The sequence below is a fragment of the Bacillus cereus group sp. MYBKT14-1 genome (genome assembly GCF_051915185.1).
GTDB lineage: Bacteria > Bacillota > Bacilli > Bacillales > Bacillaceae_G > Bacillus_A > Bacillus_A cereus.
This window is the reverse complement of sequence record NZ_JBQAEF010000002.1, coordinates 339,814-355,486: the sequence shown is the minus strand read 5'-3', so window position 1 is coordinate 355,486 and position 15,673 is coordinate 339,814. Positions and strand designations below refer to the sequence as shown.

Genomic DNA, 15,673 nt, shown 5'->3' with positions numbered 1-15,673 from the left:
AAGGATGATATATAATGGTGCAAAAGGTAAAGGAGAGAGTGAAAATTGAAGATATCTTAATGGCCCATAATTGCATGAAAGATATCGTTATTAAAACACCGTTACAACGTGATACAGTTTTATCTGAGAAATATGATTGTGACGTTTATGTAAAACGAGAAGACTTACAATTAATTCGCTCTTTCAAAATTCGTGGTGCATACAATTTGATTCAAAGTTTACCGAAAGAAAAGTTACAAAACGGTGTTGTTTGTGCAAGTGCTGGTAATCATGCGCAAGGAGTTGCTTATACGTGTAATTTATTGAAGATTCCGTCAAAAATATTTATGCCCACAACAACACCGAAACAAAAAGTATCACAAGTACAATTTTTCGGTGGTGATTTCGCAGAGATTGTATTAGTTGGTGATACATTCGATAGCTCTTTCCAAGAAGCACAGTGTTATTGTGAAGAAAATAGAATGACATTTGTTCATCCGTTTGATGATCCGTATGTAGTTGCTGGTCAAGGGACAGTGGCAGTTGAAATTATGCATGATATGGAGAAACCGGTTGATTATATCTTTACAGCAATCGGTGGTGGTGGATTAGCATCAGGAGTTGGTACATATGTAAAAGGTGTTAGTCCTACTACAAAGGTTATTGGTGTAGAGCCAATGGGAGCTGCATCTATGAAAGAGGCTTTTCTTCAAAATGAAAATGTAGCATTGGAGAAAATAGATAGCTTTGTTGATGGGGCAGCTGTTAAAAAAGTAGGAAAGTTAACATTTGAAACTTGTAAAGATGTAATTGACGATATTATTTTAGTACCAGAGGGGAAAGTTTGTACGACGATTTTAGAACTGTATAAGAAAAATGCGATTGTAGCTGAACCGGCTGGTGCACTCTCTATTGCAGCGCTTGATTTATATAGAGATGAAATAAAAGGTAAAACAGTTGTATGTACGCTAAGTGGTGGAAATAATGATATTGATAGAATGCAAGAAATGAAAGAGCGTTCGCTCATTTATGAAGGACTGAAACATTACTTTATCATTGAATTTCCGCAGCGTTCAGGTGCGCTAAGAGAATTTCTTGATAAAGGATTAGGACCAGAAGATGACATTACGCGCTTTGAGTATATTAAGAAACATAATAAAGAAAATGGTCCAGCATTAGTCGGCGTAGAATTAAAACATAAAGAAGATTATGAGCAATTAATTACTCGCTTTAAAGAAAATAATATTCAATTTATGGAACTTAATAAAAACCCTGTTTTGTTTGATTTGCTTATTTAATAGAAGGAAAGAGTTAGAATGTAAATAAAAAAGATAGATACAAGCGAGGGAATATAGTGCTTGTTCTATCTTTTTTATAGTTAAACTAGGTACTCATTAAATTCAAGAAGAATAAAGCTAGCTAACCAAAAGAGTATCGCAATACGAATGATTACATACATTGTAAATTCAAAAGGAGTAAGATTTCTCTCTCGCTTTATTTTTTTAAATAGTCTCACAGAATAAAAGGAACATAAAAGCAGGATTGCTATAGACATTTTATAGATGTTTTCTAAGAGGTTTATATTTTCTAATAACTCTTTCAGCATGTTTATCACCTATTCTGTAAAGTATATTACAGAGAAATAGATCTTGAGCTGTCTAGTTTCGTTTGTTTTTTATTTTCCCTGTATCATCAATTTCTACATCAGTTGAAATTGTTTGTAAATATTGAAGAGCTTTTTTCTTTTCTCCTTCATTTACAGGGGAAACTTGGTTGTTGCGAATGATATAAGGATTGAATGACATTTGGACATCCTTTCCTTTAAAAGTTAAAGTTAATACGCCAGTTTCAGCGCTTTTCCCATTCACATAACTCGGGAATAAAAAGTTACCTAATGAGTAAGCGATAGGAACTTTATTATAATACTCAAACCCTTGTAACCAATGTGGATGGCTCCCGACAATTGCGTTAGCTCCTGCTTCAACCATTTTAGGTACATATTGCTTTTGGTATTCTACCGGACGATTTGATTTTTCAACGCCCCAATGCATATAGACGATTAAATAGTCTGCATCTTTCTTTTGTTCTTTAATTGTTTTTGTTACAAGATTTAAATCATAGCCATTCGCAACGCCAGGTTTATTCTCACCAGCTACCCAATTAGAATCAGGCATAAATCGAACGAAGGAAAGAAATTTAAACTTTTTCCCTTTTACGGTCATTTCTCGTGCTGTATATGCATCTTTCGCATTTTTTCCGGCTCCAATGTAAGGGAACTTTAATTTTTCTACGTGAGAAATCGTATCTAATAATCCATCTTGCCCATAATCAAGTGTGTGGTTATTCCCAATATTTACGATGTCATATCCAGTGTTTTTAATAGCTTGTAGTGTAGATGGATCACTTTTAATCCAAAACAGTTGCCCAGGTGCTTTCTTTTCTTTCGTTGTAAATGCCGACTCTAAATTCACAAAAGAAATATCAGCTTTTTTTATTTCTTCTTTTACATGTTGGAATGGGTAATCAGCCCCATTCTTTTCGATTATAGGACGTAATTGCCAATCAAACATTGTATCACCAGAGAAGGTGAGTGTGATTTCTTGGTCTTCTATTTTCTTTTCGCTTTTTGAAGCGGTTTTACTAGATTTGTTTTGCAAATCGGGTTTGTCTTTTGCTTTTGAAATAAAAGAGTAATTGATTAATAAAACAATCGGTGTAATGAAAAAGGCTATTAACAAAAATCGTTTTAGTAAAGTTTTCATATATACCTTCCCTTTTAATATTATCCCGCAATTAAATTAACACTGAATCTATTAAAGGTAATTAAAGTTACAAAAAATAGCGGGTTATGTAGTGGAAAACATTTGTTAATATTCTCAATATTAAGTTAACATATAGATAACCTGTAAATCAATGTATAAACCAAAATATAGAAATAAAGAATTCGAAGGGTGAAGAATGAGAAATGGTTATATTAGGAGCAGTTGTAAATGGAATTTGTATTATATTTGGTACTTTACTTGGTAAATTATTTAGTAGGATTCCAGAAAGTATGAAAGGGACGATAATGCACGCAATCGGTTTAGCGGTTACTGTGCTTGGGCTTCAAATGGCATTAAAAAGTGAAAACTTTCTTGTTGTCATACTGAGTTTAGTGATTGGTACGGTAATTGGAGAATGGTTACAATTAGAAGAAAAGTTAAAACATTTAGGGGATTGGCTAGAAAATAAAGTTGGATCGAAAGGGAAAGGTAGCATATCAGAAGGTTTTGTAACAGCTACTTTAATTTTTGCAATTGGCGCGATGGGGATACTTGGTGCACTTGACAGTGGGATTCGCGGAAATCATGATATTTTATTTACAAAGGCGATTATCGATGGATTTATTTCTATTATATTAACGACAACTCTAGGAATTGGCGTAGTATTTTCGGCAATTCCAGTTGTTTTATATGAAGGTGGTATTGCAGTTTTTGCAACACAAATTAATAGTTTTGTCCCGAAAGAATTAATGAACCAATTTATAGTGGAGATGACGGCTACGGGCGGCATTATGATATCTGCTATTGGATTGAACTTGCTTAGTATTATTAAAATCAAGGTGGCAAATTTACTTCCAGGTATATTGGTAGTGGGTGTAATTGTTTCAATTATTTATGGTTATGGTTTGTTAGTAAATTAGTAGAGGATGGAAACACATATGGAGGAATTTCAATTTACAAAACGTGTGCATAAAATATTGGAGATTGCAGCAAAAGAGAGTGAGTATAACATAATTCACCCAGTCCATCTGTTTATAGGTATGTGTAAAGAAGGTACAGGAGTTTGCGCTGAGTTATTTATGTATTTGTTTCACAAAGTCGGTCCAGATTTTTTAGAAAAACTTTCGTTACGAAAACAATTCGATTTACATAATCAAGAGTATAAAAAAATAGGGCAATATAAACTATCTTATAAGGCGACAGAAATTTTACAAATAGCGAAGAAACGTATGGAACGCTTTCAGCAAGTAGTAGTAAATGAAGGACATGTTATGTATGCATTATTTCATGTAGATACAAATATTGGTGGATTTATACATACACAAATGCAAGAAGATATATTACGTATTACAGCTGCACCGAGAGACTTAGCGGTTGATTTAAATAGTTTTAAATCTATTTATAATACATTATTTTGTCATGTAAGAAGAGTTAGTCCTTCTGATTTTGATAAGTTATCACGATTTGTAGTGGATGAATTTGGTGAACGGTGGTTACAGTCGGTTGATTATGGATTTCGGACATATAACGAAAAGTTACCTATCTATATTGCACAGCAGGAGGAAGTAATAGTTGGTTTCGCCTGTTACGATGTAGTGAGAGGAAAGAAAGGCTTGTTTGGTCCAATGGGCATAGCGAAACAAAATCGTGTGAAAGGTGTAGGAAAAGAATTATTGCATCATTGTTTATATAATATGAAGCAAGATGGATATGAATATGCGATTATTGGACAAGCAGGTCCCATTGAGTTTTACGAGAGAAATTGTAATGCTCGTTTAATACCGATAGATAATAAGTAACCAACTTCATATAGAGGAGTTGGTTTTATTATGAAAATGATGTAGAGATGTAGTGATTTTTACTGGAAAATAGCGGGTTTTGTAGTAAATCTTGCATATAAAGCAAATTACTAAACTTTTTACAAGAAAGGGTGTAGAATGGGTATCTAAAGAAAGAAGGTGTGAAAATGGCCAGCTGGAAACGGAATTTAATGATTTGTTGGCTAGGTTGTTTTACCACTGCAGCCGGTATGAGTTTAGTAATTCCTTTCTTATCTTTTTATATTGAGGAATTAGGAGTAACTGGCACTTCAAGCATTGCACAGTGGTCGGGACTTGCATTTGGTGTAACATTTTTAATGGGTGCGATCGTATCGCCAATATGGGGAAAGCTTGGTGATATACATGGACGGAAATTGATGCTTATTCGTGCTAGCCTCGGTATGGCGATTATTATGACGCTTATGGGGTTTGTAACGGATGTGTATCAACTAGTCGCACTAAGATTTTTAATGGGAGCAGTATCTGGTTTCCTTTCAACAGCGATGACATTTATTGCAGCAGAAACTCCGAAAGAACATTCAGGTTGGGCGATTTCCACAATTTCAACTGGTGGTGTGAGCGGTTCGTTACTTGGCCCGTTACTTGGAGGTTATTTGTCTGAGTTAATTGGAATGCGTCATGTCTTTCTTGTTACGGGAGCTTTTTTATTCCTTTCCTTTCTCATCGTTTTTTTCTTCCTGCATGAAGAAAATCACTCTGCTCAAGCAAAAAAAACACAGCCGAAAAAAGTATGGACGATGGTCCCAGCGAAGCATTTAATTATTAGTTTATTTGTAACAACATTTATTATTCAACTTGCTAATATGTCAGTTCAACCAATTGTTACATTGTACGTGAAAAATTTAGTAGGTCCTCATACTGCACATATTGAAACAATTGCGGGTGCAGTTATGTCAGCGACAGGATTAGCAGTTATTTTGGCAGCACCAAGACTAGGAAGATTATCAGATCATATCGGTCCTCAAAAAACGTTAGTTGTAGCGTTATTTGCTGCAGGAATTATTTTTATCCCGCAAGCATTTGTAACGTCAGCTTGGCAACTATTAATTCTTCGATTTTTATTAGGTATCGCACAAGCAGGATTATTACCTTCCGTACAAACTCTACTAAAACAACATACACCAACCCATGTTACGGGACGAATATTTGGATATAATCAATCATTTCAGTTTTTAGGAAATATGATTGGTCCAGTGCTCGGGGGACAAATTGCAGCGCATGCAGGTTTCCAATATGTTTTCCTCTCTACATCTTCACTATTATTTATTGCGTGTATTTGGGTTTATTTTCATAATAAGAACGAAGAGGTATCAGAGAAACGACATTTGGAAGTTAGTTAACTAAGTGAATGAAAAAGAAAAAGGATGAAGCAGCATGTGCTTCATCCTTTTCTTTAAAATCGAAGACAAAGATAACTTAATGTACCAAGCTCGTAACTACGGTGAATGACTTCACCGCTATTTTCACCACTTCCCATAGCGATAAATAAAGGAACAAAATGTTCTGCTCTCGGTACTGCTAATTGTGCATGAGGAGCATTTTTCTCCCAATTAAACAATGCATCTTTATCGTTATTCTGCATATGTTTAATAATCCAATCATCAAATTCAATTGCCCATTTTTCAGGTGTAGTTTGATTCCATTTCAGTGCTCGTAAATTATGAACGGTAACGCCACTCCCGATTACTAAAATATCTTCTTGTCCGAGTCCTTTAAGTGCTTCTCCAATTTCAAATTGTTCTTTTGCAGAAAGGAATGGATTGACTGATATTTGCACGACAGGAATATTTGCTTCTGGATACATGCGGTGCAGGAGTGTCCATGAACCATGATCTAAACCTCTCGTCATATTATGATGGACTGAAATACCTTTGTTCTTAAATTTTGTTTCTAAAATAGATGCAATATGAGAAGAGCCTTTCGCACGATATTTGATTTCGTATAACTCAGGGGGAAAACCTCCAAAATCATAAATTGTTTCATACTCGTTATCTGATGAGGAAATCGTTAATACTTCACTTTCCCAATGAGCAGTGAAAATAACAATTGCTTTCGGTTTATATGTTTCTCCAAGTGTTTTTAAAAATCGTGTATAGTCTGTATCTTGAATAGCGAGCATAGGCGAACCATGTGCTAAAAATAATGATGGCATCATAATAGTAGGAACCTCCTAAAAATTATATAGTTACTTTATGTAAGTAACTATATAATTTTATTTTGAATTCGTCAAGAAATTAGTTTAAAAGCAAGTCTGAAAAATACATCATTTGTCATAATGAAAGCAATTACATATAATATAAAATAAGAAAAGTGAATGGATATTCATTTTCTTAAAGCTATACATAATAGAGTTGGGGGCTGACGAAATGAATGTACAGGAAAGTTTCGTTACGGCATTGGATGGATCGGAAATTTATTTGCGTAAGTGGTTACCAGAAGGAGATCCGAGAGGAATTATTCAAATTGCACATGGCATGACAGAGCATGCAGGGGTGTATACAGAATTTGTAGATGCTTTATTGGAAGCAGGGTATGGTGTTTATGCGCATGATCATAAAGGACATGGGAAAACAGTAAAAAAAGAAGAAGACTATGGTCATTTTGAACCAAATATAGGGTGGAATCAAGTTGTATCGGATGTTATCTTTGTTTCAGAAAAGATAAAAGAAGAGCAGTCAAGTCCTTTGTTTTTACTTGGACATAGTATGGGTTCTTTTTTATCAAGACGTGCTGTACAACTTAGAGGCGAATTATATGATGGATTTCTGATTTCAGGAACAGGTGGAAATCCAGGGCTTTTAGGAGCTATTGGTCATAAAGTAGCAACAATCGAAATGAAATTGCGTGGGGCAAAAACGAAAAGTCCGATGCTAAACTTTTTATCATTCGGAAACTTTAATTCGAACTTTAAGCCTAATCGTACAAATTTTGATTGGTTATCTTCAGATAATAATCAAGTTGATAAATATATTGCGGATCCGTTATGTGGTTTCATTTGTACGACGAGTTTTTACCGAGAATTATTTTCTGGTGTATTAGAAGTAAATAAACTAGAAGAATACAAGAAGACGCCAAAGAATCTTCCAATACATATATTCTCTGGTGATCGTGATCCTGTTGGCGATATGGGGAAAGGTGTAAAAGAAGTATATGAAAACTATAAAAAATGTGGTGTGAAAGACGTGACACTACGTTTATATGAAAATGGTAGACATGAAATGTTTCATGAAGTAAATAAGGATGAAGTATTTAAAGATTTAATTTCGTGGTTAGATGCGCATAATAAATGAGAAAGATAATCCCAAACTGTTTGTAGTTTGGGATTATCTATTATACAGAAATAGGGGCAATAAATTCTTAAATTCACTTTACTTAATAAAAAATAAAAAAATATTGTATGAGAGGAAACCTCACTTTTCTGAAGTGAGGTTTTTTGTAGTAACGAAGTAATAGTGAATAAAACTAATTTTAAAAGTAATTTAAAATCAAACTTTTTATAAAGCAACAGATGCTCGTTCATAATAGTAGTATAATAGTGAATGAGGTGTTAATAGAATGGAAGATAGAACATTAGGTTTATTACTAGATGTTGTTGGGGAATTATTTTCAGATGAAATTTCAATTGCTGTTTCGAATACGAAAGAATATATTTACTATCGGCCAAGTAAACGAATTGATTTAAAGATTAGTGTCGGGGATCCTATAAAGGAAGGAACGATTGCTCATAAAGCGATGGTGATGAATCAAAAAACCTCTGAGTTTATGAATCGGGATGTTTTTGGTATTCCTTATCATGGAATGGCTGTACCATTTTCAAACAATGGAAAGCTTGAAGGGTGCGTAACGGCAATTTATCCAGCTTTAACGGATGGAAAGTCAGTCGTTACTTTAAAAACAACAGACGGCTGGATTCCGGTTCCTTTTTCAAAGGTTATGTATTTAGAGGCTAAAGATAAAAAGACGTACGTGAATTCAGAAGAGTTATCAGGAACACATAAATACTCTCTACAAGAATTCGAATACTTGCTTCCGAAAGATTCATTTATTAGATGTCACCGTTCGTTTATTGTAAATGTTAATCATATTAAAGCAATTTATCCTGATACCCATTCTACTTTTTTACTTTCAATGGATAATGGTGAGAGAGTACCAGTTAGTCAATCATACGCTAGTTATTTCCGTAAACTTCTAGGATTCTAAATTTTTCTGCTTTAGAACCTAGATTTGCTGTTCTGTCTGAATTTTCGGCATTGTATACTAAAATCCCTTTTTTGATAGTGTTAATGTGTAAAATAATTATGAATATTCAATGAGAGAGGGATTACATATGGAGAACAATTTAGATAGAATCAGAGATCAACGTCTAAAAAATCGGGTAGTTACACCTGAAGACGCAGCTTCCTGGATTCAAAGTGGAATGACTTTAGGCTTAAGTGGGTTTACACGTGCAGGTGATGTAAAAGCAGTCCCATTTGCGCTTGTAAACCGAGTTAAGAATGATGAATCTTTTAAAGTAAATGTTTATACTGGGGCTTCTTTAGGATCGGATGTAGACAAATTATTTGCTGAGGCAGGAATTTTAGGGAAAAGATTACCTTTCCAAGCTGACGCGACTATGCGAAAAGGAATTAATAACGGAGACTTTTTATTTGTGGATCAACACTTGTCTCATACAGCAGAGTTACTCCGTGCTGACGTTCTGGATATAGATTTCGCTATTTTGGAAGCGGTTGCGATTACAGAGGACGGAATGATTATTCCAACCACTTCAATTGGAAATTCCTTAGCGTTTTCCTTAAATGCTAAGTCTATTATTATTGAAATGAATATGGCTCAATCCGCGCAATTAGAGGGGCTACATGATCTATATGAACCAGGTAAACAAGGGGAGAGGCTTCCAATTCCGCTTGTGAAAACAGATGACCGAATTGGAACAATCGGTATTCCAATTGATCCTGAAAAAGTAAAGGGAATTGTGTTTACGAATCAATTGGATTCGCCATCGACAATTGTTCCTCCGGATGAAGAAACTGTTATTATGGCACAGCATTTAATAGAATTCCTTCGAGAAGAAGTCAAAGTAGGCCGATTAACAAATCGTTTAGCGCCGTTACAATCAGGAATTGGTTCAGTGGCTAACGCCGTATTGCATGGAATGTTAGATTCAGAATTTGAAGATTTAGAAGTATATTCCGAGGTTTTACAAGATGCAGTTTTTGATCTTATGGATGCTGGAAAAGTCAATTTTGCTTCTTGTTGTTCTATCACGCTTTCTGAAGAGAAAATGCAACAAGTATTTTCTAAATTTGAAAAATATCGTGACAAATTAATGATGCGTCCGCAAGAGATTTCCAATCATCCTGAAATCATTCGTCGCCTTGGATTAATCTCAATTAATACTGCATTAGAATTAGATATATACGGAAATGTTAACTCTACTCACGTTTTAGGTACAAAAATGATGAATGGTATTGGTGGGTCTGGTGATTTTGCAAGAAATGCACGCTTAGCTATCTTTGTTACTAAATCGATTGCGAAAGGTGGTAACATTTCAAGTATTGTTCCTTTCGTTTCTCATGTAGACCATACTGAACATGATGTAGATGTTATCGTCACTGAACAGGGGTATGCCGACTTAAGGGGACTTGCGCCAAGAGAAAGAGTGGAACTTATTATTGAGAATTGCGCACATCCAATGTATCGTGAACAGCTACGAGCTTATTACGAAGAAGCAAAAACAAGAGGTGGACAAACTCCTCATATTTTAGAAAAAGCTTTTTCTTGGCATACGAACTATGCTAAAAATGGAACAATGCTTGAAGCGGTAGTAGAAACTGTATAGGTTTGTATCGTACAAAATAGTAAAATGAATGAGTGGGTTTGAAGATTAAATTTTAGAAAAAGAGAACGCCAACTTTTAGGGATGGCGTTCTTTTTCTTTAAAAAAATTGTTGAAAATTGTACTGGTTATAATAAAGATTTATAAAAATAATCTCTAATTTATGAAAATAAAAGGTTTTTTGAAGTGCTTTCCGAATCAATTTAGTAGTTTACATATCGAAGGTGAGGAAAAAGAATCATGAAGATAAGAGAAGCGTTATTAAGTGAAGCAAATGAATTAAGTGAACTCGCACTACAATCAAAAGCAACGTGGGATTATAGTGAAGAATTCATACTTGCTTGTAAGGAAGATTTAACAATTACAGAAGAATACATAAAAAATAATTTTTTATATGTTTTAGAAAACGATAATGCGAAGATTGGTTTTTTCTCATTTTTACGTAATGATAAAGCTCTCGATTTCTTGTACATTCATCCTGATTACAAAGGAAAAGGTTACGGGAAAATGCTTTGGGAGTATGTAATAGAAAAAGCCAATGAACTAGGATTAAAAAGTTTTACAATTGATAGTGATCCGAATGCAAAAGGATATTACTTGAAAATGGGAGCACAGTTAATAGGAGAGACACCATCAACTGTCTTTAAGGGGCGTGTACTGCCTCTTTTGAAATATGATGTGTAAAACTATTAATAGTAGGGGAAGATTAGAATGGATGATGTAAAGGAAAAAAGAATATATGAAGCACTAATAAAATCGTGGTCGATTGAAACGAGTTCAAAGTGGACAATTGAAAACCCAGCAAAGGGACAATGTGGTGTTACAGCTCTTGTCGTTCAAGACATATACGGAGGAGAAATTAAAAAGACAAAAGTAAGAGAGGTATGGCACTTTTATAACTTTATAGATGGGCAGAGATTTGATTTTACAGAGACTCAATTCAATGGGAAATTGAATTATATGGATGAAAAGTCAAATCGGGAAGAAGCATTTGCAGATACAAATGAAAAGCAATATAACATTTTGAAGGGAAAAATAACGAAAGAATTAAAATTATCTTTTGACTCTTAATCTTTAATAAGTTACTATAATGGTGGTAACTTATTAAAGGGAACTTCATAGAGTTGAAAGGGGAAATACTTTTGAAAACAACTTATGTAAACGCTACAATTGTAACGATGAATGAACAAAACGAAGTGATAGAAAATGGATATATCATTGTAGAAAATGATCAAATTATAGATGTAAAGAGCGGAGAATTCGCTAATGAATTTGAAGTAGATGAAGTAATTGACATGAAAGGAAAGTGGGTTTTACCAGGGCTTGTAAATACACATACACACGTTGTAATGAGTCTCCTAAGAGGTATTGGAGATGATATGTTATTACAGCCATGGCTTGAGACGAGAATTTGGCCACTGGAAAGTCAATTTACTCCCCAAATTGCGGTCGCTAGTACGGAATTAGGATTACTTGAGATGGTGAAAAGTGGTACAACATCATTCTCTGACATGTTTAATCCAATTGGAGTAGATCAAGACGCAATTATGGAAACGGTATCAAGGAGCGGGATGCGAGCTGCTGTTTCAAGGACTTTATTTAGCTTCGGAACGAAAAACGATGAAAAGAAAGCGATTGAAGAAGCTGAGAAATATGTGAAGCGTTATTATAAAGAAAGTGGCATGTTAACTACGATGGTTGCACCACATAGTCCATATACATGTAGTACAGAATTGTTAGAAGAGTGTGCTCGTATTGCAGTAGAGAATCAAACAATGGTTCATATCCACCTTTCTGAAACAGAGCGTGAAGTACGTGATATTGAAGCACAGTACGGAAAACGTCCAGTAGAATATGCAGCGAGCTGCGGATTGTTTAAACGCCCAACAGTTATTGCACACGGTGTAGTATTAAATGATGATGAGCGTGCATTTTTAGCAGAACATGATGTTCGAGTAGCACATAACCCAAATAGTAATTTAAAACTAGGTTCTGGTATAGCGAATGTAAAAGCGATGCTAGAAGCAGGTATAAAAGTAGGAATTGCAACAGATAGTGTTGCATCTAACAATAATTTAGACATGTTTGAAGAAATGCGCATAGCGACTTTATTACAAAAAGGTATTCACCAAGATGCAACAGCTTTACCAGTTGAAACAGCTCTTACACTTGCGACAAAAGGAGCTGCTGAAGTAATCGGCATGAAACAAACCGGGTTACTAGAAGCTGGTAAGTGTGCTGATTTTATTACGATTGACCCGTCTAATAAGCCGCATTTACAACCAGCAGATGAAGTGTTATCACACCTTGTATATGCTGCTAGTGGAAAAGATATAAGCGATGTAATTATTAACGGAAAACGTGTCGTTTGGAATGGCGAATGTAAAACGTTAGATGAAGAGCGTATTATATTTGAAGCACGTCGTTATAAACGAGGTCTGCAAAGATAGATAATTATGTGGCAGTTGAAAAAGCTATCCTTTTAAAAGGATAGTTTTTTTTCTTGAACGAATAAATATTCAAAAGAATGTCGCATCTTTCTGTTAGTATTTCTGCTATAATATATTACGCTTTATAATATTTTATATTTAAGGAGAACAACTCATGAAGCAAAAAAAGAGCCATTTAATGGTAATGGCACTTGTTACATCTTTATTATTAACAGCTTGTAATAATAAAGCGGATAAAAGTGACATAGAGGTTAAAAAACAAGTGTTAAATGTAACAGTATCAGAAGAAATTCCTTCTCTGGACACTGCGAAAACAACGGATGGTACATCAGCACACATTATGCAGAATATATTTGAAGGGTTATATGTATTAAACGATCAAGATCAGCCTACTCCAGCCATAGCAAAATCGTTTAAAAGAAGTGAAGATGGTAAGAAATATACATTTGACTTGCGTAAAGATGCAAAATGGTCAAATGGGGATAATGTAACAGCAAATGATTTTATATTTGCTTGGAAACGTGCAATTAACCCTGAAACAGCCTCTCAATATGCGTCCATGCTCTTTTATGTAAAAAATGCGAAAGAGATCAATAAGGGAACAATGCCTCTTGATGCACTTGGGGTTAAAGCGATAAATAATTATACGTTAGAAGTTGAACTCGAACAGCCAGTTCCGTATTTTTTACAGTTGTTAGCACTACCTATATACTTACCACAGCATGAATCATTTTTGAACGAACAAGGAAACAATTATGCATTGGAACCTAGTAATCTCATATATAACGGTCCATTTGTATTAGAAAAATGGAAGCATGAACAAGAGTTTCAATTAAAGAAAAATACTACATATTGGGATCGAAAGAAAGTGAAATTAGATGAAATAAACTTTCATATCCTAAAGGATACAATGACAGCTGTAAATTTATATGAAGCTGGAGATTTAGATCGAGTACCTATTAATTCGCAAGTTGTAGACAAATATAAAGGGAATAAGGAATTACATATGTCGAGTGATCCTGGAATTGCTATGCTTCGTTTTAATGAAAAAAATAACGCGTTAGCAAATAAAAAGGTGCGTCAATCTATTTCATTAGCGTTAAATAAAGATGATTTCGTTGCTCACTTTATTAATAACGGAGCAAAACCTGCAAGTGGGCTTGTACCAGTTGGTCATGTAAATGAAGTGACTGGTAAAGATTTTAGAAAAGAAAACGGAGATCTTTCTTCATATGATTTACAAACTGCGAAAAAAGTTTGGGAAGAAGCGAAAAAAGAACTTGGAGTAGAGCAAGTAAACCTAGAGTTCTTAACGTTCGAACAAGATAATGCAATACGTATGGCAGAATATATAAAAGGTGATTTAGAGAAGAATTTGCAAGGGTTAACGATACAAATTAAACAACAGCCATTTAAGCAAAAATTACAGTTAGAACAAATAGGTGATTACGATATAACTATGGCAAATTGGGGACCTGACTATAAAGACCCAATTAGTTATTTAGAGTTATTTACGACAGGGAATCCGAATAATAAAATGAATTATTCTAATGTTCGTTACGATGAATTAATAAAGAAAGCGAAAACGGATTTTGTACTAGATACGGAAAATCGATGGAAAGCGTTGCGAGAAGCCGAGCAGGTATTATTAGAAGATGCAGCTGTGGCACCGCTTTATCATATTGGCTCAGCGTATGTACAAAAGGATTATGTAAAAGGGATTGAAAAACATCAATTTGGTGGTATTTATACTTATAAGAATGCTTATATTGCTAATGAATAAATACAAAAAACCTTACTTTTTAAAAGTAAGGTTTTTTTTACAGAGGACCGGGAAATCCTTTGGTGGTGTTCCTAGCATATAAAGAAGAGAAGTGCAAAATTGTAGTTACACATTCATAAGAAGTTGCAACAAATAATATTGAGCAGTTTGTTTAAGTAAAGAGAAGAATAGAAATATAGCATACAAGGAATAAGGGAATGTAGTACAGATCAGCATACAAGCATTTTCTTTCTGTAACTATGTTTGTTTTTAATTATATAAAAAAATATTAGGTTATATATTTTGTCCTTGGTATACTTAAAAGGTAATTTGGGGTATTAAGATGATTTGATAGAGGTGTTTGTGTGGAATTATTTGAGTATTATAAAAAAAGGGGAATTTCTATGAAATCATTACGTTTATTTATGATTCTCACTCTTGTTGTATTGTTAAGCGCGTGCAATACAGCGACACAAGTTACAAAGGTTCAAAAAAATGGCGAAACGACTTTAAAAATTGGTTCTCTGCAAGGGTATTACGATGTACAAACACTTAAAGCTGAAAAAGGAAATGTGGAAATCCCTTATGAAGCAGCTGTTGAAGAAGGTACGATTTTATTACAAGTTACAAAAGATGATAAGGTTATTTATGAAGAAGAAATCACTTCTCAAAAAGAAGGTTTGCTTTCTTTTGAAGCTTCAAAATCCGGATCATATGATTTAATTGTACGCGTGAAGGGTGAAAAAGAGAAAGCAAAAGAAATTCAAATACATACTAAGCTATGAAAAAACGGTAAGTGGAGTGCACCCGCTTGCCGTTTCCATTTTCAGTTGATTCTGTCACAACATATGTTTATCAATTTAAGAGGTGATCTTCCGAAATTCCTAATGAAGTTAAAATAAGAGATCAACAAAAAATATGTTACAACCTTGGCGTGGTAGTAACGGAATTTATAACTCTCTTTTACACGATAAAAAGACTGGGTTTGATACATTTTTATTCGAAAGAGATGTAGATGGTAAAAAGCAAGTAGTAGTATT

The 15,673-nt window shown here is 34.3% G+C and carries 15 protein-coding genes; 12 read left to right on the top strand and 3 right to left on the bottom strand.

Annotation, left to right across the window (positions count from 1 at the left end):
* Positions 1-14 precede the first annotated feature (14 nt).
* Positions 15-1,277 (top strand): threonine ammonia-lyase IlvA, encoded by a 1,263-nt coding sequence (gene ilvA / locus ACTFO4_RS08345; protein ID WP_000250327.1) that lies wholly within the window; start codon positions 15-17, stop codon positions 1,275-1,277.
* A gap of 80 nt (positions 1,278-1,357) precedes the next feature.
* On the opposite strand, the gene ACTFO4_RS08340 is transcribed toward ilvA, so the two are convergent.
* Together ACTFO4_RS08340 and ACTFO4_RS08335 are read right to left on the bottom strand one after the other, a co-directional pair.
* Complete coding sequence (locus ACTFO4_RS08340) at positions 1,358-1,585, bottom strand: hypothetical protein (RefSeq protein ID WP_000910604.1); 228 nt, start codon at positions 1,583-1,585, stop codon at positions 1,358-1,360.
* Positions 1,586-1,637: 52 nt separating this feature from the next.
* Positions 1,638-2,741: a CapA family protein gene (locus ACTFO4_RS08335; RefSeq protein WP_000854536.1), complete on the bottom strand. Its 1,104-nt coding sequence runs from the start codon at positions 2,739-2,741 to the stop codon at positions 1,638-1,640.
* A gap of 203 nt (positions 2,742-2,944) precedes the next feature.
* On the opposite strand from ACTFO4_RS08335, the gene ACTFO4_RS08330 reads away from it, so the two are divergent.
* The 3 genes from ACTFO4_RS08330 (at position 2,945) to ACTFO4_RS08320 (ending at position 5,922) form a co-directional block, all read left to right on the top strand.
* A complete protein-coding gene (locus ACTFO4_RS08330; protein ID WP_000236030.1) occupies positions 2,945-3,661 on the top strand; it encodes a DUF554 domain-containing protein in 717 nt (238 codons plus the stop codon).
* Between the two features lie 18 nt (positions 3,662-3,679).
* Positions 3,680-4,540: a GNAT family N-acetyltransferase gene (locus ACTFO4_RS08325; protein ID WP_017673948.1), complete on the top strand. Its 861-nt coding sequence runs from the start codon at positions 3,680-3,682 to the stop codon at positions 4,538-4,540.
* A gap of 167 nt (positions 4,541-4,707) precedes the next feature.
* Positions 4,708-5,922 (top strand): multidrug efflux MFS transporter, encoded by a 1,215-nt coding sequence (locus tag ACTFO4_RS08320; protein WP_000179303.1) that lies wholly within the window; start codon positions 4,708-4,710, stop codon positions 5,920-5,922.
* A gap of 53 nt (positions 5,923-5,975) precedes the next feature.
* Here the strand turns inward: ACTFO4_RS08320 and ACTFO4_RS08315 are convergent, their stop codons facing one another.
* Positions 5,976-6,737 (bottom strand): DODA-type extradiol aromatic ring-opening family dioxygenase, encoded by a 762-nt coding sequence (locus ACTFO4_RS08315; protein ID WP_000982899.1) that lies wholly within the window; start codon positions 6,735-6,737, stop codon positions 5,976-5,978.
* A gap of 211 nt (positions 6,738-6,948) precedes the next feature.
* Here ACTFO4_RS08315 and ACTFO4_RS08310 point away from each other — a divergent pair, with 211 nt between their 5' ends.
* The 8 genes from ACTFO4_RS08310 to ACTFO4_RS08275 all read left to right on the top strand — a co-directional run bounded on the left by ACTFO4_RS08310 (position 6,949) and on the right by ACTFO4_RS08275 (position 15,418).
* Positions 6,949-7,872 (top strand): alpha/beta fold hydrolase, encoded by a 924-nt coding sequence (locus ACTFO4_RS08310; RefSeq protein ID WP_061457034.1) that lies wholly within the window; start codon positions 6,949-6,951, stop codon positions 7,870-7,872.
* A 265-nt stretch (positions 7,873-8,137) separates the two neighbouring features.
* Complete coding sequence (locus ACTFO4_RS08305) at positions 8,138-8,782, top strand: LytTR family DNA-binding domain-containing protein (RefSeq protein ID WP_000390210.1); 645 nt, start codon at positions 8,138-8,140, stop codon at positions 8,780-8,782.
* Between the two features lie 127 nt (positions 8,783-8,909).
* Positions 8,910-10,424, top strand: a complete 1,515-nt coding sequence (locus ACTFO4_RS08300; protein WP_440013507.1) for an acetyl-CoA hydrolase/transferase family protein — start codon at positions 8,910-8,912, stop codon at positions 10,422-10,424.
* 237 nt (positions 10,425-10,661) lie between these two features.
* A complete protein-coding gene (locus ACTFO4_RS08295; RefSeq protein ID WP_440013509.1) occupies positions 10,662-11,105 on the top strand; it encodes a GNAT family N-acetyltransferase in 444 nt (147 codons plus the stop codon).
* A gap of 27 nt (positions 11,106-11,132) precedes the next feature.
* Positions 11,133-11,492 carry a YunG family protein gene (locus tag ACTFO4_RS08290; protein ID WP_000342907.1) on the top strand — a complete coding sequence of 120 codons (360 nt, stop codon included), beginning with the start codon at positions 11,133-11,135 and terminating at the stop codon, positions 11,490-11,492.
* Positions 11,493-11,545: 53 nt separating this feature from the next.
* Positions 11,546-12,871, top strand: coding sequence for a bifunctional S-methyl-5'-thioadenosine deaminase/S-adenosylhomocysteine deaminase (locus ACTFO4_RS08285; RefSeq protein ID WP_139365871.1), 1,326 nt, complete (start codon positions 11,546-11,548; stop codon positions 12,869-12,871).
* A gap of 154 nt (positions 12,872-13,025) precedes the next feature.
* Positions 13,026-14,654 carry a peptide ABC transporter substrate-binding protein gene (locus ACTFO4_RS08280; RefSeq protein WP_326235405.1) on the top strand — a complete coding sequence of 543 codons (1,629 nt, stop codon included), beginning with the start codon at positions 13,026-13,028 and terminating at the stop codon, positions 14,652-14,654.
* A 383-nt stretch (positions 14,655-15,037) separates the two neighbouring features.
* Positions 15,038-15,418, top strand: coding sequence for a BA_1872 family lipoprotein (locus ACTFO4_RS08275; protein ID WP_000838922.1), 381 nt, complete (start codon positions 15,038-15,040; stop codon positions 15,416-15,418).
* Positions 15,419-15,673: the final 255 nt, after the last annotated feature.

Excerpts from the sequence above, each read along its gene's own strand:
- ilvA (WP_000250327.1), top strand. The coding sequence starts at position 15 with ATGGTGCAAAAGGTAAAGGAGAGAGTGAAAATTGAAGATATCTTAATG.
- ACTFO4_RS08340 (WP_000910604.1), bottom strand. The coding sequence starts at position 1,585 with ATGCTGAAAGAGTTATTAGAAAATATAAACCTCTTAGAAAACATCTAT.
- ACTFO4_RS08335 (WP_000854536.1), bottom strand. The coding sequence starts at position 2,741 with ATGAAAACTTTACTAAAACGATTTTTGTTAATAGCCTTTTTCATTACA.
- ACTFO4_RS08330 (WP_000236030.1), top strand. The coding sequence starts at position 2,945 with ATGGTTATATTAGGAGCAGTTGTAAATGGAATTTGTATTATATTTGGT.
- ACTFO4_RS08325 (WP_017673948.1), top strand. The coding sequence starts at position 3,680 with ATGGAGGAATTTCAATTTACAAAACGTGTGCATAAAATATTGGAGATT.
- ACTFO4_RS08320 (WP_000179303.1), top strand. The coding sequence starts at position 4,708 with ATGGCCAGCTGGAAACGGAATTTAATGATTTGTTGGCTAGGTTGTTTT.
- ACTFO4_RS08315 (WP_000982899.1), bottom strand. The coding sequence starts at position 6,737 with ATGATGCCATCATTATTTTTAGCACATGGTTCGCCTATGCTCGCTATT.
- ACTFO4_RS08310 (WP_061457034.1), top strand. The coding sequence starts at position 6,949 with ATGAATGTACAGGAAAGTTTCGTTACGGCATTGGATGGATCGGAAATT.
- ACTFO4_RS08305 (WP_000390210.1), top strand. The coding sequence starts at position 8,138 with ATGGAAGATAGAACATTAGGTTTATTACTAGATGTTGTTGGGGAATTA.
- ACTFO4_RS08300 (WP_440013507.1), top strand. The coding sequence starts at position 8,910 with ATGGAGAACAATTTAGATAGAATCAGAGATCAACGTCTAAAAAATCGG.
- ACTFO4_RS08295 (WP_440013509.1), top strand. The coding sequence starts at position 10,662 with ATGAAGATAAGAGAAGCGTTATTAAGTGAAGCAAATGAATTAAGTGAA.
- ACTFO4_RS08290 (WP_000342907.1), top strand. The coding sequence starts at position 11,133 with ATGGATGATGTAAAGGAAAAAAGAATATATGAAGCACTAATAAAATCG.
- ACTFO4_RS08280 (WP_326235405.1), top strand. The coding sequence starts at position 13,026 with ATGAAGCAAAAAAAGAGCCATTTAATGGTAATGGCACTTGTTACATCT.
- ACTFO4_RS08275 (WP_000838922.1), top strand. The coding sequence starts at position 15,038 with ATGAAATCATTACGTTTATTTATGATTCTCACTCTTGTTGTATTGTTA.